Source organism: Streptomyces sp. NPDC085946 (genome assembly GCF_044540485.1).
In the GTDB taxonomy this organism is placed as follows: Bacteria; Actinomycetota; Actinomycetes; order Streptomycetales; family Streptomycetaceae; genus Streptomyces.
This window is the reverse complement of sequence record NZ_JBITSF010000014.1, coordinates 52,702-77,578: the sequence shown is the minus strand read 5'-3', so window position 1 is coordinate 77,578 and position 24,877 is coordinate 52,702. Positions and strand designations below refer to the sequence as shown.

General features: G+C 69.8%; 18 protein-coding genes and 2 pseudogenes. 9 read left to right on the top strand and 11 right to left on the bottom strand.

Annotation, left to right across the window (positions count from 1 at the left end; all coding sequences use genetic code 11):
* The first annotated feature begins 261 nt into the window (after window positions 1–261).
* Window positions 262–639 carry a DUF1330 domain-containing protein gene (locus ACIF8T_RS25855; RefSeq protein ID WP_400038474.1) on the top strand — a complete coding sequence of 126 codons (378 nt, stop codon included), beginning with the start codon at window positions 262–264 and terminating at the stop codon, window positions 637–639.
* 549 nt (window positions 640–1,188) lie between these two features.
* On the opposite strand, the gene ACIF8T_RS25850 is transcribed toward ACIF8T_RS25855, so the two are convergent.
* On the bottom strand, window positions 1,189–1,926 hold the full coding sequence (locus tag ACIF8T_RS25850) for a VOC family protein (RefSeq protein WP_400038473.1): 738 nt from the start codon (window positions 1,924–1,926) through the stop codon (window positions 1,189–1,191).
* 383 nt (window positions 1,927–2,309) lie between these two features.
* Here ACIF8T_RS25850 and ACIF8T_RS25845 point away from each other — a divergent pair, with 383 nt between their 5' ends.
* Window positions 2,310–3,170: a DUF1963 domain-containing protein gene (locus ACIF8T_RS25845; RefSeq protein WP_400038472.1), complete on the top strand. Its 861-nt coding sequence runs from the start codon at window positions 2,310–2,312 to the stop codon at window positions 3,168–3,170.
* Window positions 3,171–3,542: 372 nt separating this feature from the next.
* On the opposite strand, the gene ACIF8T_RS25840 is transcribed toward ACIF8T_RS25845, so the two are convergent.
* The 3 genes and pseudogenes from ACIF8T_RS25840 to ACIF8T_RS25830 form a co-directional block, all read right to left on the bottom strand.
* Window positions 3,543–3,866, bottom strand: coding sequence for a hypothetical protein (locus ACIF8T_RS25840; protein ID WP_400038471.1), 324 nt, complete (start codon window positions 3,864–3,866; stop codon window positions 3,543–3,545).
* 17 nt (window positions 3,867–3,883) lie between these two features.
* Window positions 3,884–4,003 (bottom strand): annotated as a pseudogene (locus tag ACIF8T_RS25835) (IS5/IS1182 family transposase); the annotation flags it as partial.
* 21 nt (window positions 4,004–4,024) lie between these two features.
* On the bottom strand, window positions 4,025–4,786 hold the full coding sequence (locus ACIF8T_RS25830) for a hypothetical protein (protein ID WP_400038470.1): 762 nt from the start codon (window positions 4,784–4,786) through the stop codon (window positions 4,025–4,027).
* Between the two features lie 328 nt (window positions 4,787–5,114).
* Between ACIF8T_RS25830 and ACIF8T_RS25825 the strand changes: the two genes are divergently transcribed.
* Complete coding sequence (locus ACIF8T_RS25825) at window positions 5,115–5,699, top strand: ArsR/SmtB family transcription factor (protein WP_400038469.1); 585 nt, start codon at window positions 5,115–5,117, stop codon at window positions 5,697–5,699.
* Between the two features lie 14 nt (window positions 5,700–5,713).
* Window positions 5,714–5,911: a hypothetical protein gene (locus ACIF8T_RS25820; protein WP_400038468.1), complete on the top strand. Its 198-nt coding sequence runs from the start codon at window positions 5,714–5,716 to the stop codon at window positions 5,909–5,911.
* A 212-nt stretch (window positions 5,912–6,123) separates the two neighbouring features.
* Here ACIF8T_RS25820 and ACIF8T_RS25815 read toward each other — a convergent pair whose 3' ends face one another.
* The gene (locus tag ACIF8T_RS25815; RefSeq protein ID WP_400038467.1) at window positions 6,124–6,450 is read right to left on the bottom strand and encodes a hypothetical protein; all 327 of its coding nucleotides are present in this window, start codon (window positions 6,448–6,450) and stop codon (window positions 6,124–6,126) included.
* Window positions 6,404–7,672 carry a hypothetical protein gene (locus tag ACIF8T_RS25810; protein ID WP_400038466.1) on the bottom strand — a complete coding sequence of 423 codons (1,269 nt, stop codon included), beginning with the start codon at window positions 7,670–7,672 and terminating at the stop codon, window positions 6,404–6,406. The genes ACIF8T_RS25815 and ACIF8T_RS25810 overlap by 47 nt, the downstream gene beginning before the upstream one ends.
* Window positions 7,673–8,062: 390 nt before the next feature.
* Here ACIF8T_RS25810 and ACIF8T_RS25805 point away from each other — a divergent pair, with 390 nt between their 5' ends.
* Both ACIF8T_RS25805 and ACIF8T_RS25800 read left to right on the top strand, forming a co-directional pair.
* Window positions 8,063–8,971: an alpha/beta fold hydrolase gene (locus tag ACIF8T_RS25805; protein WP_400038465.1), complete on the top strand. Its 909-nt coding sequence runs from the start codon at window positions 8,063–8,065 to the stop codon at window positions 8,969–8,971.
* 23 nt (window positions 8,972–8,994) lie between these two features.
* Window positions 8,995–9,888 carry a virginiamycin B lyase gene (locus tag ACIF8T_RS25800; protein ID WP_400038464.1) on the top strand — a complete coding sequence of 298 codons (894 nt, stop codon included), beginning with the start codon at window positions 8,995–8,997 and terminating at the stop codon, window positions 9,886–9,888.
* 276 nt (window positions 9,889–10,164) lie between these two features.
* Here the strand turns inward: ACIF8T_RS25800 and ACIF8T_RS25795 are convergent, their stop codons facing one another.
* On the bottom strand, window positions 10,165–11,400 hold the full coding sequence (locus ACIF8T_RS25795; protein ID WP_400038463.1) for a M24 family metallopeptidase: 1,236 nt from the start codon (window positions 11,398–11,400) through the stop codon (window positions 10,165–10,167).
* Between the two features lie 521 nt (window positions 11,401–11,921).
* Here ACIF8T_RS25795 and sigK point away from each other — a divergent pair.
* Complete coding sequence (gene sigK, locus ACIF8T_RS25790) at window positions 11,922–12,506, top strand: ECF RNA polymerase sigma factor SigK (protein WP_400038580.1); 585 nt, start codon at window positions 11,922–11,924, stop codon at window positions 12,504–12,506.
* Entirely contained in the window at window positions 12,503–13,249 is a 747-nt protein-coding gene (locus ACIF8T_RS25785) for an anti-sigma factor domain-containing protein (RefSeq protein ID WP_400038462.1), read from the top strand. Before sigK ends, ACIF8T_RS25785 begins: the two co-directional genes overlap by 4 nt.
* Window positions 13,250–13,396: 147 nt before the next feature.
* Here the strand turns inward: ACIF8T_RS25785 and ACIF8T_RS25780 are convergent, their stop codons facing one another.
* Both ACIF8T_RS25780 and ACIF8T_RS25775 read right to left on the bottom strand, forming a co-directional pair.
* A complete protein-coding gene (locus ACIF8T_RS25780) occupies window positions 13,397–14,548 on the bottom strand; it encodes a uroporphyrinogen-III synthase (protein ID WP_400038461.1) in 1,152 nt (383 codons plus the stop codon).
* 141 nt (window positions 14,549–14,689) lie between these two features.
* On the bottom strand, window positions 14,690–16,072 hold the full coding sequence (locus tag ACIF8T_RS25775; RefSeq protein WP_400038460.1) for a nitrate/nitrite transporter: 1,383 nt from the start codon (window positions 16,070–16,072) through the stop codon (window positions 14,690–14,692).
* A gap of 402 nt (window positions 16,073–16,474) precedes the next feature.
* Between ACIF8T_RS25775 and ACIF8T_RS25770 the strand changes: the two are divergent.
* Window positions 16,475–17,433: pseudogene (locus tag ACIF8T_RS25770) on the top strand (tyrosine-type recombinase/integrase); the annotation flags it as partial.
* A 123-nt stretch (window positions 17,434–17,556) separates the two neighbouring features.
* Here the strand turns inward: ACIF8T_RS25770 and ACIF8T_RS25765 are convergent.
* Complete coding sequence (locus ACIF8T_RS25765) at window positions 17,557–18,003, bottom strand: DUF5958 family protein (protein WP_400038459.1); 447 nt, start codon at window positions 18,001–18,003, stop codon at window positions 17,557–17,559.
* Window positions 17,948–24,847, bottom strand: coding sequence for a polymorphic toxin-type HINT domain-containing protein (locus tag ACIF8T_RS25760; protein ID WP_400038458.1), 6,900 nt, complete (start codon window positions 24,845–24,847; stop codon window positions 17,948–17,950). Before ACIF8T_RS25760 ends, ACIF8T_RS25765 begins: the two co-directional genes overlap by 56 nt.
* Between the last annotated feature and the right edge of the window lie 30 nt (window positions 24,848–24,877).

Here is a 24,877-nt window from a genome sequence, read left to right as displayed (position 1 = left end):
CTGTGCGGTGCCTCCGTCACCGGTACTTGCCGGTGACGGAGGTCTGCTACGCGCCTCATCTGCTCCTCTTTCTCAGAACCGTCAGGACCACTCGCGGGCCCTCCGCCGGTATGGCAGGTCGTGACGATTCCGGCACGGGGCAAACCCCGAAAGGCGAACCGACCAGACGGTATGCAGAGGGGGTGCGCCGCCCTTAGGCTTCTCCCGGCGCCTCGCCCCTACCGGAACCGGCGCGCCGTCCCCGACGAGAAGGAGGAGCCCATGGCCGTCGACCCTCAGGGAGCCGATCTCGCACGGTTGATGGCGGAGGATCCCGGTGGCCCCGTCGTCATGCTCAATCTGCTGCGCTTCGCTCCCGACGGCCGCGCCTCCTATGAGGAGTACTCGCGACGGGCGGCCACCTTCCTGAAGCGGTACGGAGGCGAATTGCTCTACGCCGGCGACGGCGGCACTCCCCTGGTCGCCGAGGACGGGCAGGCCTGGGACGCGGTGCTGCTCGTCCGCTATCCCGATCGCGCGGCGTTCAGCCGTATGGTGGCCGACCGCGAGTACCAGGAGATCACCGGCCTGCGTTCCCGGGCCTTGTCCGAGGCCGTGCTCCAGCCGACCAGCCCATGGCCCTCCGGTCGCGACCGGTGATCACGAGGTCTGCTCAACGGCCTGCTGACGGCTGAACACACCGGCCGGCGGCGAGGTCATGACCAGCAGCCCCACAGTCGGTTCCGGCGGCCCGAACGCCTCGCCGAGCATGGTCAGGGGCGCTGACGGCCAGGTGGAAAAGGCCCGTTGGCGCCGTGTCTTTTGATACCGCGCCGGTGCTCGTGCTGGTTGCCGACCAGTTCAGGGGGTGCGTCCGCGTCGTTCGTAGTGACTGGGGCGGGCCTGGTGTTGTCGTCTGCGGCGCCAGGTCGACCGGTGCAGAGCGTGGTCGACGGGCGCGGGCCGTCGGCCGGTGAGACGGGTGATCAGGCGACGGATCTCGGCGAGGCTCGGCACGATGCCGGCCGATGCCGAGCCGGAGGCCGTCCTCAGCGGCATCCGGATGCCCCGGACGCACCCCGCCATGGAACGGCGGATCCCGATCTGCCGGCCGGATCACCGAGGACGCCCTCCCGTCTCCGGCGGCATTCGCTGACGCTGCGCGGTCCTCACCGCTGACCCGCACACGGCCGGAGCGGTCGCTCGAGGTCAGCGAGGGGTGAGGAGGCAGAACTCGTTGCCTTCCGGGTCGACCAGAACCGTCCAGGGGATCTCGGACTGGTCGATACCGGGGTCGGTGGCGCCCAGGGCACGCAGCCGGGCTTCCTCCGCTGCCAGGTCGTCACCGGGATAAGGGCAGACGTCGAGGTGGACGCGGTTCCACACCGTCTTGGTGTCGGGGGTGCGGAGGAACTCCAGGTAGGGGCCGACGCCCTGGGCGGAGCGCATGGTCGCCCGGTTGTCGGTGACCTCGTGCAGCGTCCAGTCCATCGCCTCGCCCCAGAAGCGGGCCATCGCTCGCGGGTCGGCGCAGTCGACCACCACCGCGGCGATCGGCCCGGTGTCCCGGTGGGCCGGGCGGGGCTCCAGGACGCAGAACTCGTTGCCCTCCGGGTCGGCCATGACCGTCCAGGGGACGTCGCCCTGGCCCACGTCGGCGAGCGTCGCGCCGAGGTCCTTCAGGCGCGCGACCAACTCCGCCTGATGGGCGGCCGAGGTGGTGGCCAGGTCGAGGTGCACCCGGTTCTTCACCGTTTTCGGTTCCGGACGGGCGACGATGTCGATGCAGACGGCCACGGGGTCGGGGTAGGCGAAGCCCACGGGTTCGAGGTTGGTCACGCCGGGTGCCTCGCTGTCGACACCCCAACCGAGTGCCTCCGCCCAGAACCGGCCGAGCACGGAGTCGTCCTGGGCCTTCATGTTGATCTGCACAAGTCTTGTCGGCATGCGCAGATCCTAGAAGCTGCCGGCGGCGAGGACAGCGAGGACCGGGAGCACGACGACGGCGCCGACGCGGCGGCCGAGCCGGCCCTGCTCCGCTTCTCCCTGACCGGGGCCCTGTCAACGGGCGCGGCGTTCCCGCGCACGCGGGTCCACCGGCCGGAGTCTTCGGCGTGGTGGGAGGACCACCGGGCTCTGCTGCGGTGGAGGGCACAGAACGAGATCATCAGGCGTACGTGGAGCGGGCCGCCGTACCCGCGGAGCAGCCGGCCGCGATCGCCCCGGACCGGCCCTGCCCGTGACCGCTGGACCGGCAACGCCACCACCGGTTCCCTGCCGTGGGACACCTGAGAGCCGGCGTGTCAGTCCCTGCCACTACGGTTCCGCCCATGACTCCCGAGATGTGGAACCGTTTCGGTCCGTTCCGCGACGCGGCGACCGCGCGCGGCATACCCGATGACGACGTCGAGCGATGGCTGGCCACCGCCCGCCCGTGCGCGACGCTGACCACGAACGGGGACGGTCCGGTGGTGGGCCGGTTCGGCGGTCCGCTGCTGCTTCCGGCCGGCACCCCGGACCCCGACCACCCCTTCGTCGCCTCCGTCGACCTCGCCGCCCTTCCCCCGGGCGCGACGGATCTGCCCCTGCCCCCCGACGGCCACCTGCTGCTGTTCGCCTTCCCCGAGACCCCCGACCATTTCGAGTCCATGGGCAGCGTGGTGTACGTGCCCGTCGGCACGGCCGTGGCGGAACGGGACAGGCACGCCTGGAACTCCCACGACATCGAGGACTACGAGACGATGTTCGCGGAGTTCCCGCAGGGCCCGCTGCGGGCGACGGCCGACGTGTCGCTGCCCTGCCACCACGCGGTCGGTCTCACCGAGGCGCCGTGGAGCCGGACGCTTCCCGGGCATCCCCACGCCGAGGACCTCGTGAAGCTCTGGGGGAGCACCGAGGACGCCGTCGTCTTCGCGGGGTCGCTGCAGCTCGGCGGATACGCCTCGGAGGAGTCCGTCTTCACCGATCCGGTCGCCGACGCCGTGTCCCTCGTCGTGAAGGCGACGGAAGCGGGCCAGTGGCAGGGTCCGGTCTCGGCCGACGTCTCGGACTGGACGCTCCTCGCCGACTGGCAGGCCGGCCGTGACGTGCAGGGCTGGGAGAGCGCCTCCGTCCACTGGGTGATCCAGCGCGAGGACCTCGCCGCGCGGCGCTTCGACCGTGCGTTCACCAGCGTCTACTGGAACCCCTGACCCCCGATCCGGCGCTCGCGACGCGGCTGGCCGGCGCCCGCGAGCATGCCGGCTGTCCGTCTCATGCCTGCTTCGGCCGTCTGTCTCGTACTCGCCTGGCCGCCGCCCGCCGGGCAGCCGACGCCGAGCAGCGGCGCGCCGAAGGCTTGCCGGTTCCGTCCCCGGCCGGCGCGCTGCCGGAGGAGCGGCGCGAGCACCTCGAGGACATCGGCCCTGCCCGATGCCCGGCCCGGCACGGCACGGCACGGCACGGCCGGTGAAACGGCAATGCCGCTTCCGTCCGCCGTCGGCATGCGCCGGGCATGACGTCATGCACGACCAACGCAGGTCGAGCGCCGCCTTCGCCCTGTCGCCCGTTGTCCTCCTGCGGCCTCAGCTCCGCGCCTCCGCGTCGAGGCGTGCCAGCCCCTCTTCCCAGCGTCGTCGGCGCTCGTCCTCAGGCTGGTCCCACCAGGGGGTGCCCCGTTCGCCCAGTGCGGTCTTCGCCTGGTTCACGCGTGCGCGCGCTGCTCGCTCGGCCTGCGCGTCGCCCGCGGTCGTCGCGGAGCGCACCGCGCGACGGGCCGACATGAGGTGACGCCGGAGACGAGCGGCGATCTCCTCGGGGATGGACGGATCGGTTGCCCGCCATTTCCTTCCCTTGATGACGACGAAGTGCCCGTCGGGGGTTCTCTCCGGTGACTGGTGTGCTTCCACGCGGACGATTCTGCCCAGCGAACCGGGTCCGTGCCCCCGCGTCGTAGTGCCGTGAGCAGCTTGCCGAACTGCGGCGGGCTCAGCCCGGTGAACGGGCCTGCCCAGGAAGGTTCCGGCGCCGTGATCGCACCGGCCATCGCGAGATCATCTCATTCGGGTCAGCCGGTGAACGCGTCAGTGATCACGGTGTACGCGTACCAGAGAGTGCCGCCGAGGGCAGCGAGCCCCACAAGCGCCAGGACGGCCGTCATGCAGCGCATCGCGAGGGACTCCCGGGCCACGGCCCGGGAGGGATCTGCCGGGTCGTACATGACCTCGATCCGCCGATCGTGACTGGTGGTGGTGTGAAAGCGGCTCTCCCCGCTGGTGTCCGTATAGCGGTACGCCCTCATCCCATCGACGTCGTGCGAGAACTGCGCGATCACCGCGATGCCGTGCTTTCGCAGCCACCATGTCCGGTACAGGCTCCGACCGGGCAGGCAGGCAGTCAGCCAGCCGATGAGGATGCCGATGAACGCGGGCACCAGCATCGCCGAGTAGCGCGCTCCCCCGGCCACACCCACGACCACCACCACGGCGCCGGCTGTCAGGAGCAGGACGATCAGGGCCGCGCCTCCCGCGGTCATCCGCCGTTCCTGGACCGCAAGCGAGCGGATGCTGACGAGTGCGGAGCCGTCGGCACGGGGCTCGCCCGGCGCCCGCCTCGGCAGCAGCCGGTTGACCGCGTCGGCGAACGCGGCGACCGCGACCGCACTCCCGTCCTCGGCACAGTGGACGTGCGGCGCCGTGCCGTCCGGCGCGGTCAGTTCGATCGCGGCACGCCGCCCGTCCACCGTGACCCGCTCGATCGCCGTGAGCGGCAGGGCCAACTCCTCGCCCGCCCGCTCCAGCAGCACCCCGTCGTGAACCAACCGCGCCACCACGCCACCGCCCCGCAAGACGAGATGAGGCGTCGTCACCTCACACCCCGGCGGGCGTTCCCCGTAGCGTCCTCACCCATCACTCTGCCCCCCGTCTCCTTGATCAGGGCGGATCCTAGATCCGCCATCCCCGCGCTGTCATCACCCATCCCTCCCGACCCGCGCGTACAGCGCACCTGCACGGCCTCCTCCAGGCCGCACGGACAGCCACCGCCGGCGGTTCGGCATACGCGGCACACCTGAGGATCGATCACAGGGCAGCCCTTACAAAGAACTCGTTGCAAAGAACCTATTGCAACAAGTCCTTTGCATGACTAACTTCGTGGGCATGAACGAGTCCCAGGACCCGCAGGTCCGCAGTCTCGACGCCCGCTCCCTGCGCGGGCTCGCGCACCCCCTGCGGATGCAGTTGCTGGACGCCCTGCGTTTCGGCGGTCCGGCCACCGCGTCCCAACTCGCCCAGAGGCTGGGCGAGTCGAGCGGTGCCACCAGCTACCACCTGCGACAGCTCGCCACCCACGGCTTCATCGAGGACGCCCCCGAGCGGGGCAAGGGCCGGGAACGGTGGTGGAAGGCGGCCCACCAGGGCCTGCGCTTCGACGACGCCCTGCTCACGGACGCCAACCCGGACGTACGCGGGGCCGCCGACATGTACCTCCACGAGGTCGCGACCACCCAGGCCCGGGACCTGTCGACCTGGCTGGGCAACCGCCACGCATGGCCGGAAGAGTGGCAGCACAGCTGGGACATGAGCAGCGCGACGCTACGGCTGACGCCGGAACTCACCCGAGAACTCGTCGAGAAGATGCACGCGCTCGTCGAGACCTACCGCGACCGGGCCACCGACGAGGACGCCGCCGACACCGCCCCGGTGCGTATCCAGACACACGCCTTCCCCCTCACCACGGAATGAGAGGACACAGCCCGATGCACCCCGACACCCACCTCGCCCTGCACCAGGTCCGCACCGCCGGACTCCGTGCCGAAGCCGACGCGCACCGTCTCGCCGCCGCGGCCAGGCGCCCCCGGGACCTCCGGAACCTCCGGACCCGCCTCGGCTGGACCCTCGTGGAGGTCGGCCTGCGGCTGACCACTCCACCCAGGACGGCGGCCTCTGTTCCCTAGCGCTGTGACCGTACGGGTGCGCCGGGCCGGTAGTCGCGGCGGTCGGACGTGCGGTGCCGTCCGTCGCGGCCGTTGAAGGCGTAGTGGTCGGATCTGTACGGGGCGTAGAGAGAACGTGGCTGCCGCCTTCGGGGCGTGACCGCCGGACCCGGATGTGACCGGGGCCCGCACCGAACCTGGCGTTCGGTGCGGGCCCCGGGGCCTGTCAGGCGTCAGTCCTGGGCCTTCAAGGGCGGTCCGAGACGGATCCTGGAGACGCAGGCCAGGTCCTGCTGGTACTCCGCGTCACCCTGCCGGTAGTAGTACCGGCACCCGGTCAGGTCACCGGTGACCTTGCCCGTCACACGGACCCGGGCCGCCCAGAAGACCTCGCCGGGTTCGTGCGCCGGCACCAGGGACGGCCGGCCGGAGCGGTCGGGCAGCGTGGTGAGGTCCGGTGTGCCGGGTGACCCCCCGACCGGGGAGGCGCTCAGCGGGTGCCCGTCCGTGTCCTCATGGCTGAGGGCCTTGTACCCCGTGATCCGGAGCCCTTCGGGCACCTGCGTGATCTCGCCGCGCAGCAGCGTCAGCGGCCGGAAGGGCCTCGGGCAACGTGAGGGACCAGGATCCGTCCGCGCCGGTGGTCGCGGTGCCGACCACGGCCCCCTTCGTCTCGCTCGTCGCGTCGATGCCGACGTCGGACGCGGTGACGGTGACCGGCAGGCCCGGGGCGGGCCGGCCGTTGCCCAGGGTGAAGGTGCCCGTCACGGTGCGGGACGGCGGTGCGACGGTGTCACCGGCCGGCTCGCCCGGGACGGGGTCGCCCGTGTCGTCCGGCGGGGTGCCGAAGTAGGGGGCCACGTCCGGGTCGGGGTCGGTGAGGCAGGGCCCGGCGTCGGCCATGACCTCGCCGACGATGCCGGCGCGCACGTCGTCGTCGGCCTGGGTCCAGGGACCGGTGGTGTACGTACGGACCTGGCCGGTGGTGTCGGGGTCCGCGGTGACGGACTGGGTGCTGACGGCCCCCGGGCCGGGCGCCCACGCCTGCGTGGCGTCGACGCCGGTGGCGATCTCGGTGGGGCGCAGCAGCCTGACCGTGGGACCGGTGGTGAGGTCGACCGGCAGCAGGAGGCTCTGCTGGACGGTGCCGTCCTTCAGCCACTGCACGGCGGAGTTGACCATCCAGGCGTCGTCCGAGGCGCCGATCGCCGTGATGACGGAGGACCTGGTGCCGTCGATGACCCGGGTCAGGGTGCCGTCTCCGGTCGCCGGGCTGGACTGCTTGTAGACGTCCATGGTGCCGTCGGAGGCGAACACCAGGAACCACTGGCCGTTGGTCAGGATCCGCTTCGCGGACGACCAGTCGAGGCTGTAGGTCTTCACCGGGGTCAGCAGGGCGCCGCCGGTGGCGGTGTTGTCCTGGTACGCCTTGACCTGACCGCCGACGGTGGCCTCGTACAGGATGCCGTTGCCGCCGCCCGTGAACACCTTGCTGGTCATCGGCAGGCTCGCCGTGTTCAGCGTGTCCAGGAGCACGGCGTCAGGGCTCTTGGGACCCCACTCCATGCACTTGTGAAGGACGCGCTTGGACGCGACGTCGGCGGTGGCGGCCGGTTCCCAGACGTAGGTGGGAACCGAGTGGGTGGTGCAGTCCCCGTCCGCGGCGGCGGCCGGCTGGGCGGGTGCGACGACCTGCGGCGTGATGGCCGCGCCGGCCACGGGAACGGCGCATACCGTCCAGGTCGCACGGGACGTCGGACGTCTGGTCTGGCTGATGGCCATGGAATCCCCTGGTGGTTCACTGCGTGGGCCTGCGGGAAAGCGCGACTCCGTGAGGGGAGCCCGCGGAACTTCACGGCCGATCCGTACGGCGGGCGCCGGTGGCGACGTCGCAACGCTGCACGATCCGCACGGTGGTGCCCGTGGCTTCCTGGGCCCAGGCATGGAGATACCGGCGGCCCGAGGATCTCCCGCTCCGGACCGGGCGGATCCGTCGGGCAACGGGTACGCAGCCCGCGCACCCCGGCCCTCACATGCGGCACCACCCCGCTGCCGGGGACTCGCCCGCCGAGAGGCTGGTCAGACGTCCTCCGGACGCGCCCTCCCCCCGGCCCTGACCCCTTGGGGGAAAAGCGGTTGCGCCGGCTGTCCTCTCGCGGACAGGGTGCGGTGGTGATCGGAACAGACATCGAACTTCCCGTCGGGGACGGAGTCCTGTCCGGTGTGGACTTCGGCGGTCACGGTGAGGGCGTGCTGCTCGTCCACGGCAGTGGACACAACGCCGCGGCCTGGAGGGACGTGGCGTCGCATCTGGTGAACGAGTGCCGTCCGGTTGCCATCGACCTGCGTGGCCACGGGCAGTCCCGGCTCGGCTCCACCGGTCCCGAGCAGTACTGGCGAGACATCGGCGGCGTCGTCACCGCGCTGGCCTGGGACCGCCCCGTGCTGGTGGGTCATTCCACCGGCGGGTACGCGGTGACGGCCGCCACGGCCGGTGGACTCGTGGCACCGGCCGCCCTGTGCATCGTGGACGGCGTGGTGCTCGACGACCGCGACACGTCACTCGCCGGGCATGCCGGCGTGCGGACCACCGAGGCGGCGGACCGTCTGCGGACCATGTTCCGCTACGGCTGGAAAGCCGACGACGACCAACTGCACGCCTATGTCGAGCAGTGCGTGCGGGAGGCCGGAGAGGACTGGCTCAACGCGGGAGCACGGCCCGGGCTCGTCGAGGAGGTCACGCGGCGCTCCTTCCTGCGCTGCGGTCGGTGGTGGGTACGACGGCCGACCGTCGAGGAGATCGCGACGGTCGCTGCCGTGGAGCCCGGTGTGGAAGTCTTCCCGGCCGTCGACGTGTACGACCGCCTCACCTGCCCGATGACGATCGTGCTGGCCGAGGACGGTTTCTACGCCTCGCGGCGCGACGAGGTGCGTGCCGTCGTCGATGCCGCACCCGGCCGCCGGCTGGTCGACATCAGCTCGCACCACAACGTCCCCATGACCCGGCCCGCCGATCTCGCCGCGATCATTCTCGACCTGGTGCGGGACCGAGCTGCGGCACCGGCCGGGAACGCCGACTGACCCCACCCCCACAAGGAGTTGCCGTGCACCGTTCTGACGCCCCGGCCATCAGGGAGATCCCCGTGGCGGACAAGGGGGCCGGGCCTTACGGCATCGCGGCCGGACCTGACGGTGCGCTGTGGCTCACCTTCGTGCACAGCGGTCGCATCGCGCGTCTCACCCTCGACGGCGACCTCGACGAGTACCCCCTGGACTCGTCCGGGTGCCGCCCTACGGTCATCGCTCCCGGGCCCGACGGGGCGCTGTGGTTCACCCGGTCCCAGGACCACCGGATCGGCCGCGTCACCGCCGACGGCGAAACGGAGTCCTTCCCCGTACCGACGCCCGGCAGCGGACCCTTCGGCATCACTGCCGGCCCGGACGATGCGATGTGGTTCACGGAAATGAACACCGACCGCATCGGCCGGATCACCGGCACGGGAGAGGTCACCGAGTTCGCCCTTCCCCATGCGGGCGCCTTTCCCGCGGCGATCACCGCGGGCCCTGACGGGGCCCTGTGGTTCACGCTCAACCAGGCGAACGCGATCGGCCGCATCACGGTCCACGGAGACATCGTGATCCATCCGCTCCCCACCGCCGGCGCCGCACCCGTGGGCATCGCCGGCGACGGCACCGCCTTGTGGTTCGTCGAGATCGCGGCGGGCCGGATCGGCAGGATCTCGGTGGACGGCGAGATCGAGGAGTTCCCGCTCCCCGACCGCACGGCCAGGCCCCACGCCATTGTCGCGGCCTCCACCGGGGAGTGCTGGTTCACCGAATGGGGAGCCAACCGCATTGGCCACATCACCGACAGCGGCGAGATCTCCGAGTACAGCCTGCCGTCGCCGTCGTCCGAGCCGCACGGCATCACCCTGGGTCCCGACGGCGCTGTGTGGGTGGCCCTCGAAACGGGAGGGGTCGCGCGGGTCGAACCGTAGCGTCGGGACGGAGAACCGCCCAGCCCTGAGCTCCGCCCGCACGTTCCGGGCAAGCCCGGGCAGCCGGATGCCGGTGCCGCACCACGTCCCTGACCCCCACCCGGGTCACGCGAGGGGCGGCACGTCGACGTACACCGCCCGCGACCAGGGGGAACAGCGCTACAGCGACGGCAAGGGAGTCCGCCGGCTCGGTGAGCGCGAGCGGGAACCGCTCGCCGGGCACTCCCCCGCCCCGTCGGCGAGCGCAGTGGTTGGTTCTGCCCGAGTACGACGTGGTCAGCCCACCACGGTCAGCTCGCGCGGCAGCCGGTGGAGCACCTCGTGGCCGTCATCGGTCACCAGCAACAGGTCTTCGATCATGATGGCCCCGGTGTCCGAGGAATACGAGGGGGTCTCCACCGCGAGCACCATGCCGGGCAGCAGGGGCCGCTCCTCGTCGGCGCTGAGGTAGGGCGGTTCCTCGTGGAAGGTGTCGATCCCCACCGAATGGCCGTAGTGGCCGCGGGTGAAGGAGGGGTAACCGCCCGCGCGGATGTGCCGTTGCGCGGCTCGGAACACCTCGCGTGCGGCGACGCCCGGACGGACGACGGACCGGGCTTCCCGGTGGGCGCCGAGCAGGACGTCGTGGAGGCGTCGCGCGGCAGGCTGGACGGTGCGGTAGGCGAAGGTGCGTCCGCCGTCGCCGCGGTAGCCGCCCACGGTGACGCCGCAGTCGAACTTGATGAGGGCACCGTCCGCGAGAACGGGAGCGGCCTCGGGACCGGCACCGGTGCCGGTCCCGGCGGAGGGGCCGACAGCGGGCAGCATCCACTGGTCGCTGTAGCCGGCGTAACAGGGATCGGCCATGGCGGCGGCCAGGACGCCCTGCTGGTAGCGGTGGCGCAGATCGAGGGCCGTGAGGCCGGGGCGCAGGTCGCGGACGGCGAAGCTCATGCCCGCTTCGGACAGTTCCGTGGCCCGCCGCAGTCTCTCGATCTCGAAGTCGTATTTCACGCTGCGCAGTTCGTACAGGTCCTCTGTCATGTCTTCCCAGGTCAGCCGGGGAGCGAAGGCGGCGACCCGGCGTACGGTGTCGTGCAGGACGTACCGCAGGTCCGTGCCGATCCGGGCGCCGAGCAGGCCGCGGTCAGCCAGGACGGAGCACAGCAGCGCGTCCTGCTCGGCGATGTCGTACGGGGCCGGACGGCTGCCGGGCACAGCGGCGGCCGAAGGGTCGGCCAGGTCGCGAGCGTCGCGCAGTTCCACCCACACCCGAAACGGCCGGACGTCTTCGAAACCGGACTCCTCGCGGGCTTGTCCCGCTTCGAAGTCGCTGACCACCAAGGCGGGCGGCTGGGCGGGGTCGGCCGGGATGACAGCAAGGACCGTGCCCAGCATCCTCCACCACTCCATCAGGAAGAAACTCCGGAAGCCCGTCGTGTAGAAGACGTTCGAAGGGGTGTAGGCGAGGTAGGCGTCCAAGCCCCGGTCCTGCAGCCGTTCGCGGACGGCGCCGATGATCTGTGCGCGCATGCATCGTCCTCAGCGGGTAGGGCGCAGTACTGGTGGCGAACGTGCCGTCGTGCGCAGGTGGGGAACGCACGCGTGGAATCGGCTCCACCGTGCCAGATGTGTCCCGCCGGGCCTCACATTTCACGAATCGGTGACGCTCAGCCACCCATATGGCCGGCATCTCGTCGTACCGATTCCCGGTCGGCGCGTACCGCGACCACCTGCGACGAGGCTGCTCCCAGGCCACGGCCGTTCCCTCACCTCCCGAACACCAGGTGGGAGCAGCCGGACAAGGGCCGCACTCCGGCTCCGGAGCGACCAATCCGCCGGCCCTCCGGAGCCGGATTCCCTGTGTGACAGACGACGACGGTCAGGATCGGACCACTTCGCCCGGGACAGCTCTTGGGCGGTTTTGCACTGCCTCTCACGCAGGCGCATAGTCGGGGCCTTCGGCTCCGGTCCGGCGACCGCCGGGCCTGCTCCGGTGCTCGCGGACGAACGGACAACGGTGCGGGTGCACACCAGCACAAGGATGGATGTCGGTGAAAGAACCTGTATTTATCGGACCCGATCCGGTGCGGCGGCCGGATCTGCACACGCTGGTGGAGTCGGTGGCCCGCGGGGACACCGACGCCTTCGCTCAGCTGTACGACGCCGTCGCGGCTCCCGTACTGGGTGTGGCACGCGCAGTGCTGCGTGACGTGGCGCAGTCCGAGGAGGTCGCCCAGGAGGTGCTGGTGGAGGTGTGGCGCACCGCACCGCGTTATCGGCCTGAGCGGGGCACGGCCATGAACTGGATCCTCACCCTCGCCCACCGGCGTGCCGTCGACCGGGTCCGCTCGGTGGAGGCCGCCGCGGCCAGGGACCACAAGGCCGCGCTGCTGGACCGGCTGCCCGAGTACGACGAGGTGAGCGAGCAGGTCGAGCACCGCCTGGAGCGCGAACAGGTCCGCCGGTGCCTGCGCACACTGACCGAGCTGCAGCGCCAGTCCGTCACCCTCGCCTACTACCGCGGGCTCACCTACCGCGAAGTGGCCGCCCAGTTGTCCCTCCCCCTGGGGACGGTGAAAACCCGCCTGCGTGACGGATTGATCCGCTTGCGCGACTGCCTGGGAGTGAGCGCATGACCACCGACGCCGATCCGCACACCCTCACCGGTGCCTACGCCCTGCACGCGCTGTCCGATGAGGAACGCGCGCTGTTCGAAGAGCACTTGGACGCATGCCGGTCCTGCACCGACGAGGTCGCGGAATTCACCGCCACGGCCGCGAAACTCGCAGCGGCCGCGGCCGTCACTCCCCGCCCCGCCATGAGGCACCAGGTCCTGCAGCGCGTGGCCACGGTCCGGCAGGTGACCCCGTTCGTCCCGCGGACGCCATCGGCCGCGACGCTGCGCAGGCGGCTTCCCCACCTGGTGCTCGCCGCCTGCCTGGCGGCGACGGCCACGCTGGGCGGCATCGCCGTCCGGGAGCACGACCGGGCCGGGAACGCCGCCGCACAAGAGCGGCAGGCCCGTCAGCAGACGGACGAGCTGATCGCTGTGCTGGGCGCCTCCGACGCCGTCTCACACCGTATCCCGCTCGAAGACGGCGCCAGCGCAACAGTCGTCGTCTCCCGGACGCGTGACACGGCCGTTGTGGTGGCGGCCAACATGGCCACGCCGCCCCGGGGCAAGGTCTACCAGCTCTGGTACGACCGGAACGGCACCATGCGGCCGGCAGGTCTGATGGACGCCGGCCGCACCCGTCAGGCCGTGACCCTGTCAGGCTCCGCCAACTCGGCCTCCGCCGTGGGCATCACCGTCGAACCCGCCGGAGGATCGGCCCGCCCCACCTCGGTACCCCTGGCCGTGGTGGAGCTGCCGGCATGACCGCACACGCCTGAACACGCCGAACGATCATGTCGCCGCTCCTCCGGGTCAGTCTCCTGACACCGGCGGGCATCCGCCTGTGGTGGGGGGGGGGGGGGGCCCGCCCCCCCCCCCCCCCCCCCCCCCCCCCCCCCCCCCCCCCGGCCGCTACGAGTCGGCGTACTTGGAGTCCGCCGCCGGGTCCAGGGCCAGCCGGTAGCCGCGCTTGACCACCGTCTGGATCAGCTTGGGGGCGCCGAGGGCCGTGCGCAGGCGGGCCATGGCCGTCTCCACCGCGTGCTCGTCGCGTCCGGCGCCGGGCAGGGCGCGCAGCAGTTCGGCGCGGGCCACGACCCAGCCGGGGCGGCGGGACAGGGCGCGCAGCAGGGACATCCCGGCGGGCGGCACGGGCCTGAGCACGCCGTCCACCAGCACCGCGTGCCCGCGGATCTCCACCCGGTGCCCGGCGACCGGCAACGACCGCGCGCGGGCCGGGAGTTCCTGGCAGAGCAGCTGGACCAGCGGGCCGAGCCGGAAGCGTTCGGGCTGGACGGTGTCGACGCCGCGCGCCTGCAGGGGCAGCGCGGTGACCGGGCCGACGCAGGCCGGCAGCACGTCGTGGCCGAGGGCGGCCAGCACCTCGGGCAGCAGCCCGCGCTCCTCGGCCCGGGACAGCAGGGACGCGGCGGCGGGCGCGCTGGTGAAGGTGAGGGCGTCCAGGCCGCGGGAGACGGTGGCGTCCAGCAGCCGGTCCACCGGGCCGATGTCCTCCGGCGGCATCCAGCGGTAGACGGGCACCCCGACCACCTCGGCCCCGCCCGCCCGCAGCGTCTCCACGAAGCCGGGCAGCGGCTCGCCGTGCAGCTGCAAGGCGATCCGCCGGCCCTCGACGCCCTCCTCCATGAGCCGGTCCAGCACCTCGGCCATGGACTCGGACGACGGAGACCACTCCTCCGTCAGCCCGGCGGCGCGGACCGCGCCCTTCACCTTGGGTCCGCGGGCGAGGATCCGCACCCCGCGCAGCCGGGACAGCAGGTCGTCGCCGAGGCCCCATCCGTCGGCGGCCTCCACCCAGCCCCGGAAGCCGATCGCGGTCGTGGCGACCACGATGTCCGGCACCTGCCGGATGATCTCCTTCGTGGCGGCCAGCAGTTCGCCGTCGTCGGCGAGCGGCACGATGCGCAGGGCGGGGGCGTGCAGGACGGCGGCGCCCCGCCGCTGGAGCAGCGCCCCCAGTTCGTCGGCCCGGCGCGCGGCGGTCACGCCCACGGTGAAGCCCGCGAGGGGACCGTGTTCCGGTCGCTGTTCTTGCTCGTCCATGGCTCTCGCCCCGCACTCGAGTCGTCGTCCCTGCCTGCCGTACCGCCTCATCCGGGTGCCATGCGGCGGTACCCGCATGCCGGCCGAGCCTGTCAACGGCGCGTGACAGGCTCGGTTCGGCTTCGTGTCGTCAGTGTTACGTCACACCTCGGCGTAGGTGAGCTGCGACTTCGTCTCCGCGGCCGGGGTGACGGACGTCTCCCCGGCCGGGCGGCGAAGGTATACGGCCCACGTCACCGCGAAGCAGACCCCGTAGAAGGCCAGGAAGGCGACGAAGGCCCCGGTGCCCGAGCCGACGGTCAGGAACGACTGCCGGAAGGCGAGGTTGATGCCCAGGCCGCCGAGCGCGCCGACCGCTCCGATGATGCCCATGGTGGCACCGGAGAGCCGGCGTCCGTACGCGGCGGCCTCCTCGCCCCGGAGCCCCTTGGCGAGGGCCTTGGCGTGGAAGATGCCGGGGATCATCTTGAACGTGGAGCCGTTGCCCAGTCCGCTGAGGACGAAGAGGGCGATGAACGCGGCGGTGAACAGGGGCAGCGACTCCCGCATGGACGCGACGACGACGACCGTGGTGGCGGCGGCCATGGCGACGTAGTTCCACAGGGTGATCTTCGCGCCGCCGTACCGGTCGGCCAGCGCACCGCCCACGGGCCGGATCAGCGAGCCGAGCAGCGGGCCGATGAAGGTGACGTACGCGGCCTGCAGCGGGGTGCGGCCGAACTGGGTCTGGAGCACCAGGCCGAAGGCGAAGCTGTAGCCGATGAACGAGCCGAACGTCCCGATGTAGAGGAAGGCCATGATCCAGGTGTGCGCGTCCCTGACGGCCTCCCGGGCGGCGCCGGTGTCGTTCTTCAGGTGCGCGATGTTGTCCATCCTCGCCGCGGCGCAGACGGCCGCGACGACGATGAACGGGATGTAGATGCCGAGCAGCAGGCGCGGTCCGCCGCTCGCCCCGATCACGGCGAGGCCGACGAGCTGCACGACCGGCACGCCGATGTTGCCGCCGCCCGCGTTGAGCCCGAGCGCCCAGCCCTTCTTCCGCAGCGGGAAGAAGGCGTTGATGTTGGTCATGCTGGAGGCGAAGTTGCCGCCGCCGACGCCCGCGAGCATCGCGCAGACCAGGAAGGCGGTGAACGAGGTGCCCGGCTCCATCACCACGAAGGCGGCGACCGTCGGGATCAGCAGCAGGCTGGCCGAGACGACGGTCCAGTTCCGGCCGCCGAACAGCGCGACGGCGAAGGTGTAGGGCACCCGCACGACGGCGCCGACCAGGGTCGCCATCGACACGATGGTGAACTTGTCGGCCGGGGTGAGCCCGTACTCCGGGCCCATGAAGAGCACCATCACCGACCACAGCGTCCACACCGAGAACCCGATGTGCTCGGAGAGGACGGAGAAGAGCAGGTTGCGGCGGGCGACCTTCTCTCCGGTCTCCTTCCAGAAGGTCTCGTCCTCCGGATCCCAGTGCTGGATCCAGCGGCCGCCCCTGCTCGGGGGTGCGGGGGCTGTGCTCGGGGCTGTCATGACGCCTCCACGGTGCTCCGGGGCTCGTTCTGCCGGGGGAGTGGCTGATCCCGAAGGTAGGGAGGGCGCGTTTCCTGTCTGTGGCACCGGGTGACCGCGAAGGAACTTTGCTCTCACCTCGGGCGGGGGCGGGATGAGAGGTCCCCACGGGTTGTCGATGCCGGCCGGCCGACTTGCTGCATGTGGCGCAGGACAGCACCTCCACTCTCTGGGGGAAGCGCCTCGGCACCCAGCAGATCCCCGCACTGGGAGACGGCGAGCTCACGACCACAAGATCGCCGCTCGCATCGCCGGGTACGCCATCAGGAGCACCGAAGACACCGGCACCTTCGTCGTTTCCACAGCCTGTGCGGCTACTGCAAGGAAGCTGGACAACCCGAACCTGGAGAGAGCAGCCTCGTCACCGCATGCGTCCACCGGTACCTCATCCCCGGACTCGGTAGGAAGAAGCTCACCAAGCTCAGTGCCAGAGATGTCCGCACCTGGCTCAACCAGCTCCGCACCAGCTGCCAGTGCTGCGTCCGCCCCATCGACGCCCGGCGCGACCAGCCCCGCTGCTGCGCAATCGGCCGGAGCTGCTCTCTCCGCTGACCCTGAACTACATCCACTCCGTGCTCGGGCCCGCCCTGAAGTACGCCGTCCGCGAGGAGGAGATCCCACGCAACGTCGCCCGCAACGTCCGCACCGGCACACCCCGGCCCCAACGCTTCGAACCCCTCACCGCCGACGAAGCCCGCCAGTTCCTCACGGCCACGCGCGGACATCGGTTGCACGCGCTATTCGAACTCGCCCTGCATACCGGACTCCGCAAGGGCGAACTCCTCGGCCTGCGCTGGGAAGACCTCGACCTCGACGCAGGCACCGCCAACATCCGCCGCACGCTCCAGTGCCGGCGGTCTCACCACGCTGCCCACCAAGACGCGAGCCTCCGAACGCCGCATCGCCCTCCCGACCGAATGCCTCCGTGCCCTCAAGGAACACAAGGAGCGGCAGGACATGGAGCGCCAGACTGTCGGCTCGGACTGGAAGGGTAGTGGCCTGGTCTTCACCACGCCGACCGGTGGACCTCTCGACCCTGCCAACCTCATCCGTCGCTTCCGTAGCTTCCTTGACCGGGCCAGACTCCGCCGCATCCGCTTCCACGACCTCCGACGCTCTACGGCGACCCTTCTCCTGGAGCAGGGCGTGGACCTCGTCGTCATTAAGGAACTCCTCAGACACTCCCACATCGGCGTCACCGCCGGCGTCTACGCCCACGTCCGGTTCGCCTCCAACGCCAAGCCATCGACTCCCTGAGCGGCGTCCTCGGCCACGCCAAGAAACCCCCTGACGAGCCGCCTGCCGCAACGCTCGTCCGCTGACGTTGCCGTCAAACGCCCGGGAGCCCTCGCCGATTACTGACTCGGCGAGAGCTCCCAATATGCGCCCGAGTGAACTCTGAAACCCTTGGCAATTTACCTTCGGTGCGCCGACGGCATCGGCACTTACGACATATTGTGCCAGGCGTGGCTACAAGTTCCTCGGCACTCCGTTTCTCTTCGCCGCGTGTCAGCTACTGCGAATGTAGACACGAGGACGCGAAAAGATTTCACGTATTCACCTGGGGGAAGATTTATGATCTTCCCCATCTGTTCGAGAATCGGTTCCCGGATAATCAGCACTGCCGGGGTCATGGTCGGCTTAACGCCTGATCGCAGTAGCCCCTCACGCGCGTCATTCACCGTTGCATGGGCCTGCATGGCGTAACGAACAACCTCGTGCAGTACCGCCTTCTGCTGAGCCTGTTCCAACGAGGAGAACCAAGCCACAGCGTCGTCCAGGACGCGGAGCCCTTGAGCGACCTCGTTGATGATGCACTCTGACGCTCTCAAGTCCTCACCTGCTCCGGGGCTCAAATACCACGTACGGCCTATTCCGATCCAGCTCTGCATAGTCGGGGCGGTTCGGATTATAGCTTTGCCAGAAGTCTCGACCACGCCCGCTCCCTTCACCATCACCCGTTCCTCTTGGCAGCGAATTCTTGACGCTGTGACGAGTTCTGGACGGGCCAGACAGGATGTAGTCCCAGTCTGACGTCGGGTTGGGGGTTCCGTTTGCCCGGCTTCCGACCACGATGATTGGCTGCCCCGCCTTGTCGGCGGCATTCTGAATTCGCTTGGCATCATTCGGGCTGATACCAGCTTCCGATGTCGTTCTCAGGCCAGGCCCACACCACCCGTTGGAGTTGTGAACCAGGACCGGAGTCTGGCCCGCCAGCACATAGTACGTATGCAGATCGTCGACCGTGAGGTTGTACGTCCGCGTGTGCTTGGTGAAGGGGCGGTTCGCCGTGACGATGACGGTATCGCCGGTGTCGGTGAGCAGAGACATGCCAGGCTCGAGATCCGCCGCAGTCACCCAGTCCTGCTCGGACGGTGACCAGAAGGGATGCTCGTGGGTGGCGGTGAGCTTCTCGATGCCGTTCTCGGTCGCGATGGACAGCTCGTTGAAGTACTTGTCGCCTTCCGTCCGGATGAGCCGGGTGACCGTCCGCGGCCCTGTCTCTCCGGTTTCCGGATCGGTGGCCTGCACCTCGTCACCGAGCTCGATGTCCTCGATGTCCTTGGTGCTGCCGTCGGCCATGAGAACGTCGGTTCCGGCAAGGAAGCATTTGTTGCAGTCGCCCTGTGGGCTTTTCCCCTTGCTTCCGAGCCCGACACGGGTCATGAGCCCGTCAGCGAACGATCGACCGAACTGCTCGAGGAAACCTTCGCGGTTCAGCGGAAGGCTGCGGACGTCTTCCAGCGATACCGCGCTGTTGCAGTCGAGCACCAAGCAGGGACCGAAGTTGTCGATCACCTCCTCGTCGTAGCCGTAGAGCCACATCATCCATTGGGAATCCTGGACGGCTCCGCCGGCATCGCCTTGGTACTTGACCATTGCCTGGTGGAACTCGTCGGCGTCCACCGTCTCGGAGGTACGCACGTAAGGCAGTCCCTGATCGACTGCGGCGACCGTACTGACATAGGCTTCGGTGCTCGCCTGATCAAGCGCATCCTGGCACGTGTAGTAGCAACCACCGGGCCCGGTTCCACCGGGCGGAATACCGACGTTGTCCCTCGGTTTGCCGGTGGCCCTGGGATGCGGCTCGCTATGGCCGGTTCCGTCGTCGATCCACAACCCCGTCGGGTCGCTGAGGGTCACGGGGCTGTTGTTGCCGTATGCATAACCGTTCAGCGACTGGTGCTGGTCCAAAGCCAGCACCGGGTCGACGCTGACGAACTGGCCGATGGCCGGGTCGTACTCGCGAGCACCTATATGGGTCAGGCCCGTCGCGTCATCCGCCGGCTTCCCCAGGAACGCCTTGTCGTCCGGCCAGACGGTCGGTTTCGTGCCGCGCACCCCGCCGAACGGCGTGCTGTAACGCTTGGTGACCGCGTACGTGGCGGCATCCATGGCGATGCTCGACGTGCCATGGTGGTCGGCGGCAAGGAAGCTGAGCTTCGTACCCGACGTGCCCGCCACTGCCGTACGGACCGCGATCGTCTGGCCGTTGGCCGAGTAGTACCGCGTGCCGGAGACGGTCTTGGCCGTGCCCTTCACGGTCACGCGGACTTCGTTGCCTCCGCCGAGGTAGAGGATCGTGTCACCGTCGCCCTTGGCCCTGCGGATGAGCAGTTCACCAGACGCATCGTAGAGGTAGGTCGTCTCCTTCGTGCTCTCCGTGAGCTTCGTCAGCTCGCTCTCGGCGTTCCAGGCCAGCGTCTGCTGGGCGGTCGGTCCGGGGCGGGCGGTGGTGTTGCCGCTGCTGTCGTAGGCGTAGGTGCCCGCTCGCGCGCCGGTCGTCTTGTCCAGCGTGTGCGGCTTGGCGTCCGTCGTGTCGTCGTAGGTGTAGGTGGTGGTCTTGTCGCCCGCGGAGGTGTGCTGCGTTTCCGTCTTGCGCTGGCCGCCTGTGGTGTACGTGTACGACGTCCAGTACGGGGCCGCACCGTCGATGTTGGACATCGTGCGGCCGGTGGCTGCGCAGTCGGCCGTCCTGGGCGTCCACGCCTCGGTCAGACGGCTGTAGCCGTCGTATCCGAAGCACTGGTAGTCGGCCTTGGCCGTACCCCCCTGCGTGGTGGCGTCGAAGATCGACGTGACGTTGCCGGCATCGTCCTGGGTGAACTTCAGCTCCTGCGGCATGTAGCCGTGCACGTCGTCGGTGACGTAGGCGCGGGTGAGGCGGCGGGTTCCCGACTCGTAGTCCCAGTTGAGGTACGCCTTCTTCGCCGAGCTCGTGCCGTCCGTGCCCAGGGTCAGCTGGCGCAGGTCACCCTGCGGTGAGAAGGCCGCGCCCTGGAGGTAGCCCGTGGTGCCCTTCGAGGTGAGCTGGTGACCGGTCGAGTCATATGTGTACGAGACCGTCTCGGCCGCCAGACCACCCGCCGCCGGAGCAGTCGACTGGCTGATCGTGCCGTCCAGGTTGTAACCGGTGCTGAACGACAAGGTCTTCGGCACACCAGCGGTCAGCAGCGGCTCAGTGTCGGGAAGGATCAGCTGGGACCCCGTCGCCCGGTACAGCGCGTCGTAAGACGTGACCTTCTGGGTGTACTCCTTGCCGCCCACACCTCCGTCGTAGCGAGTGGCGGTGTCCTGCTGGCCCTTCTGCAGGGTGTCGAAGGTCCACCCCGCGAGCTTGTTGGCGTCGGTTTTCGATGCCTGCCACAGGCCCGTTCTACGGCCGAGTTCGTCGTACTCGCTGATCAGCTTCTTGGACTGGTCGTCGTTCGCTGTGGTGCTGGAGACCTGGTCGAGCGCGTTGTACTCGGTGGTGCTCCTGCCCTTGTCCGGGTCGGTCGACGTCACCTGGCGGCCGAACAGGTCGTAGCTGTAGGACCACTTGGCCTTGTCAGGGCCGGTGACGGTCTCCTGCCGCCCTGCGGGCGTGTAGGTGTAGCCCGTCGTGGTGTAGTCGGTGCCCGTCGGCTGCGGACCTGCGTACTCGCGGCGTTCCGTCATCTGGCCGATGCCGTTGGTCACGACGGCAGTGGCCTGACCACCGCTCGGAGCGCTGGTCGTGACAGTGTCACCGGTGTACGCGGTGTCGATCGTCCAGCGGGTGACGCCGTGGACCTTCGTCACGGCCTTGGTCGGACGGCCGGCGCCGTCGTACGTCGTGTCCGTCTGGAGGGGTGCCTGTCCGCCGTCCGTCTGCACCGGGGTGCTGGACGGGGCAGACGTGTCGTCCCAGATGTCCGACTGCTGGCTGACTGCCAGTCCACGGTGGTCGTACAGCGACAGGGAGACCAACCGGCCGCCCACCGGGCTCGGGGTCTGGACCTGGCGGGAGCGCAGCAGCGAATCGTAGAACTCGTAGCTGGTGTTGTAGCCGGATCCATCGCCCTTGAGGGTCCCGGTCGAGACCCACGACATCGCGGTGTTGCTGACCTTGTACTCGTAGACGTAGTTCGGTGTCTTGCCGAGTGACTTGGAGCGGTTCGGCAGCCACACCCTGGTGACACGGCCGAGGCTGTCGTACTCCGACTCCGTGATCTTGTTGTTGGGGTCGGTGACCTTCAGTGTGGTGCCGGTGGCGAAGTCGACAGCCGTGGTCGTCTTGTGCGTCTTGATGTTGGAGACCACCGTCGAGGTCATGGGACCGGCAGCCGCCGGGGTGTAGGCGGTGGTGGACACCATCGCGCCGTTGGTGTCCTTGACCACGAGAGGACGGCCGAGCGTGTCGTACGTCGTCGTGGCCACCTTCTGCCACACGGGGGCGTCGTCGCCACCGTACCCCTTCGCACGGCCGGTCCAGTTCGCATCGCCCTTGGTCGGCTGCTGGGAGGCCGACCACGCGGTGGCCGTCGTGTCGTCGTAGACGGTCGCGTTGTCGGAGACCACGTCACCGGGGCGGGTGGAGTCGGCGGGCAGGTCCAGCGCCGAGTCCGTGGTGGCGCAGGGCCTCGCGACCGTACGGGTACGCGAGACGAGGGAGGTGATGCCCTTGTCGGCGTTGCGGGCGTACCAGGTGCGGGTGCATCTCTCGTCACCGGTTACCGCGTCGTCGCCCTGGTCCTCGAAGGTCTCGGCCATGCCGTGGTCGTCGTAGGTGGTCTTCACGGTGCGCACCCGGTCGTACGGGGTGAGCTTGCTGGTGATGTTCGTGCGGTTGTGGGCAGCGGCGACGCGCACGAAGTACGCCTCGGTGTCCGCGTACGACTTGTGCTGTGTGGCCGTCCGCTTGGACCAGGGATCGTTGACCGTGCCGCCGACCTCGCTGGTCCCGTCGTAAGTGACCGTCTCACGGGCGAAGCCCGCGTACTGGTCGGAGTCCGTGATCTTCCCGGCCTTGATCCCGGAGACCTCGACGGTCTTGCGGGCGTCCGTGGCCGGTGTCCTGCCGTCGGAGCCCAGGACGCGGTCTCCGTTCATGCCCCGCAGGTAGACGGTGACCGTCTTGCTCTGCGTACGCCCGGAGACGCCCACGAGGTGGGTGACCCTCTCGTACCCCCGCCAGACCGACCAGGTGCGCTCCTTGGCCGGAGTCATCGGGTCCTCGTTGTAGTGCCAGGCACCGCCCCCCGTGTACTGGTAGGCATGCTGCACCGCTTCCGAGCCGCCGAACGGATCGGTGGTCGACACGGACGCGACCGGGTACTTCTGGAACCAGTCGAGAACCGGGTCCTTCTCACCGTTGGGCGACCAGTACACCGGATAGCAGCGCTTGGCGTTCTCGTCGAGCTTCGGTCTGGTCCCGCCGGCCGAGCACTCGGACGGCATGTAGGTGACGATCGTCTGCGCGCCGGCCTCGGACGTCACGGTCTTCAGCCGCGGTTTGTTGAGCGGCAGGATGTTGTCGGCTGCGCCGTCCACCCGGTTGGGGAACATGACGTGGCCGAACTTGACCGGTGCCAGGGACAGATCGGTGCCGCGCTTGCCGGTGTGCTTGAGCTCGTCGAGCCAGAGGGACTGGTCGGTCGAGTCGCCCGTGTCACCGGGGTCGAGGTAGAGGTGCTTCAGCGACCAGGCGTCCACGGGGTCGAAAGCGGGGGTCGCGGCAGCCGCGTTCCACGCGTACGTGGTGATGCCGGTCAGGCGCTTGCGGGTGAAGAACGTCGGTCCGACATTGCCGGTGCACTTGTCGCCGTCCTTGCAGACCGCGTCGAAGGGCACGTCCGGCCAGTTGTCCCGGGTGTCCTCGGTCAGCGAGTCGCAGCCGGTGCCGGAGGCCAGACAGCGCTCCGCGTAGGCGAGGACGACCTTGTCGGAGGCGGCCGGGGAGCCCGAGAACAGGGCGCCGGCCCGCTGTCCGTACCGGATCTCCTTCAGGTAGCCGCCGCGGACGTAGTCGGTACCGGTGTCGTCGTCACCGAGCTTGTCGTAGTTGTTGTGCTCCGCCGCGTACCAGTACGTCATGGCGTTGCCGTGGGTGTCCTCGACGTAGTCGAGGTTCCAGCGCCAGGCCTGGGTCTTGGCGCGTCCGGAGAAGGAGGTCCCGTCGGAGTACCCGGGTTCGCCCTCGTCGTCACCGAAGACCGGAGCGGTCCACACCGACTGGGTGCGGTCGGTCGTGCCTGCACCGTCGAGCTTGTTCAGGCCGAAGACGTACTTGGTGCCGGCGCCGGTGACCACGGTCCAGTACTCGCCGTCGTCGTCGCCGTTCTCCGCGCCGGTGGAGCGGGTGACGGTGGAGGCGTCGTCGTTCTTCAGACGCCACTTACCCGTCGTGTCGTCCTTGACCAGCTCGGTCGCCTTGCCGTTCAGCACCAGCGAGGCGTTGTCGTACTTCCAGCAGAGGTCGAACTTGTCCGTCTGACCGTCGTCGTCACAGGAACCGTACTTGCGCTCGATGAAGGACGAGGTGAGGTCGAAGCCCTCGCCGATCTGGCTGCCCTGGTTGTTCGTGCTCGCGGTGCGCCCGTCGACGCTGCCGGAATCGTACGAGATCGACAGATCGGGCTGGGGACCGGCCGCGGCCGGCGGCACACGCAGCGGATACGACCACGTGAAGTTGCCCGACGAGCCGCCCGCCTGCCACGTCGAGGACGACGACAGCGGAGTCGCCTTGTAGTCACCGGCCCTCGATTGGGTTCCCGCCGCCAGGGCGAGCATCATGGGCTGTCCGCCGGACGCCAGTTCCAGGGATGCCGTGAGGCGGTCGGCCGCGCGGTCGTTGACCGTGTCGAGTTCACGGCTCCTGCGGCACTTCACCTCGGTCGGGTCGTCCAGCGCGCAGTCCGGCAGGCGAGCGAGCCGGAGGCGCCCGGCCCAGTCACCGCCGTACGCGGAGGCGAAGGCAGAGTAGTCGATCCCGAGCCGGGCCCTGCCCCCGCCCTTCGGAGCGGTGACCTTGAGGAGGACCCCCTTGATTCCGAGTCCGGCCGCCGTCTTCTGGTTCAGGACCTGGACGGTGACGGAGTCGGCCGCCCTCCCCCGCGCGGGAGCGGCAACCGTCACCGGCAGGGAGCCGGGCGCGGCCTTCGCGGTGCCCTTGTCGGGCACCGTCAGCGAAGCCGTGCCGGCCTCCGGCCACCTGGCCTCGCGCCGCTGGTCGTGGCGCGCCCGCGCAGCCGCGGTCCGGTCGGCCTGGGCGGCCTCCTCCACCGCGGCCTCGGCTTTCCGGTTGGCCTTCGCGGTGAGAGGGCTGACCTTGGTGGCCTTGGGTGCCTCCAGGTCGGGTCGGCCGAGCGGACCGGTGTCCGCGGCGAAGGCGACGGGGGTCAGCAGTCCCGGCAGCATGGCGAAACCGATCGCTGCGGCCAGACGTCTGCCCGCCGCTCCGGCCCGGAACGTACCTGATCGAAGCCCTGTCATGTCATCGCGCTCCCCTGTGTGGCCGCCCTC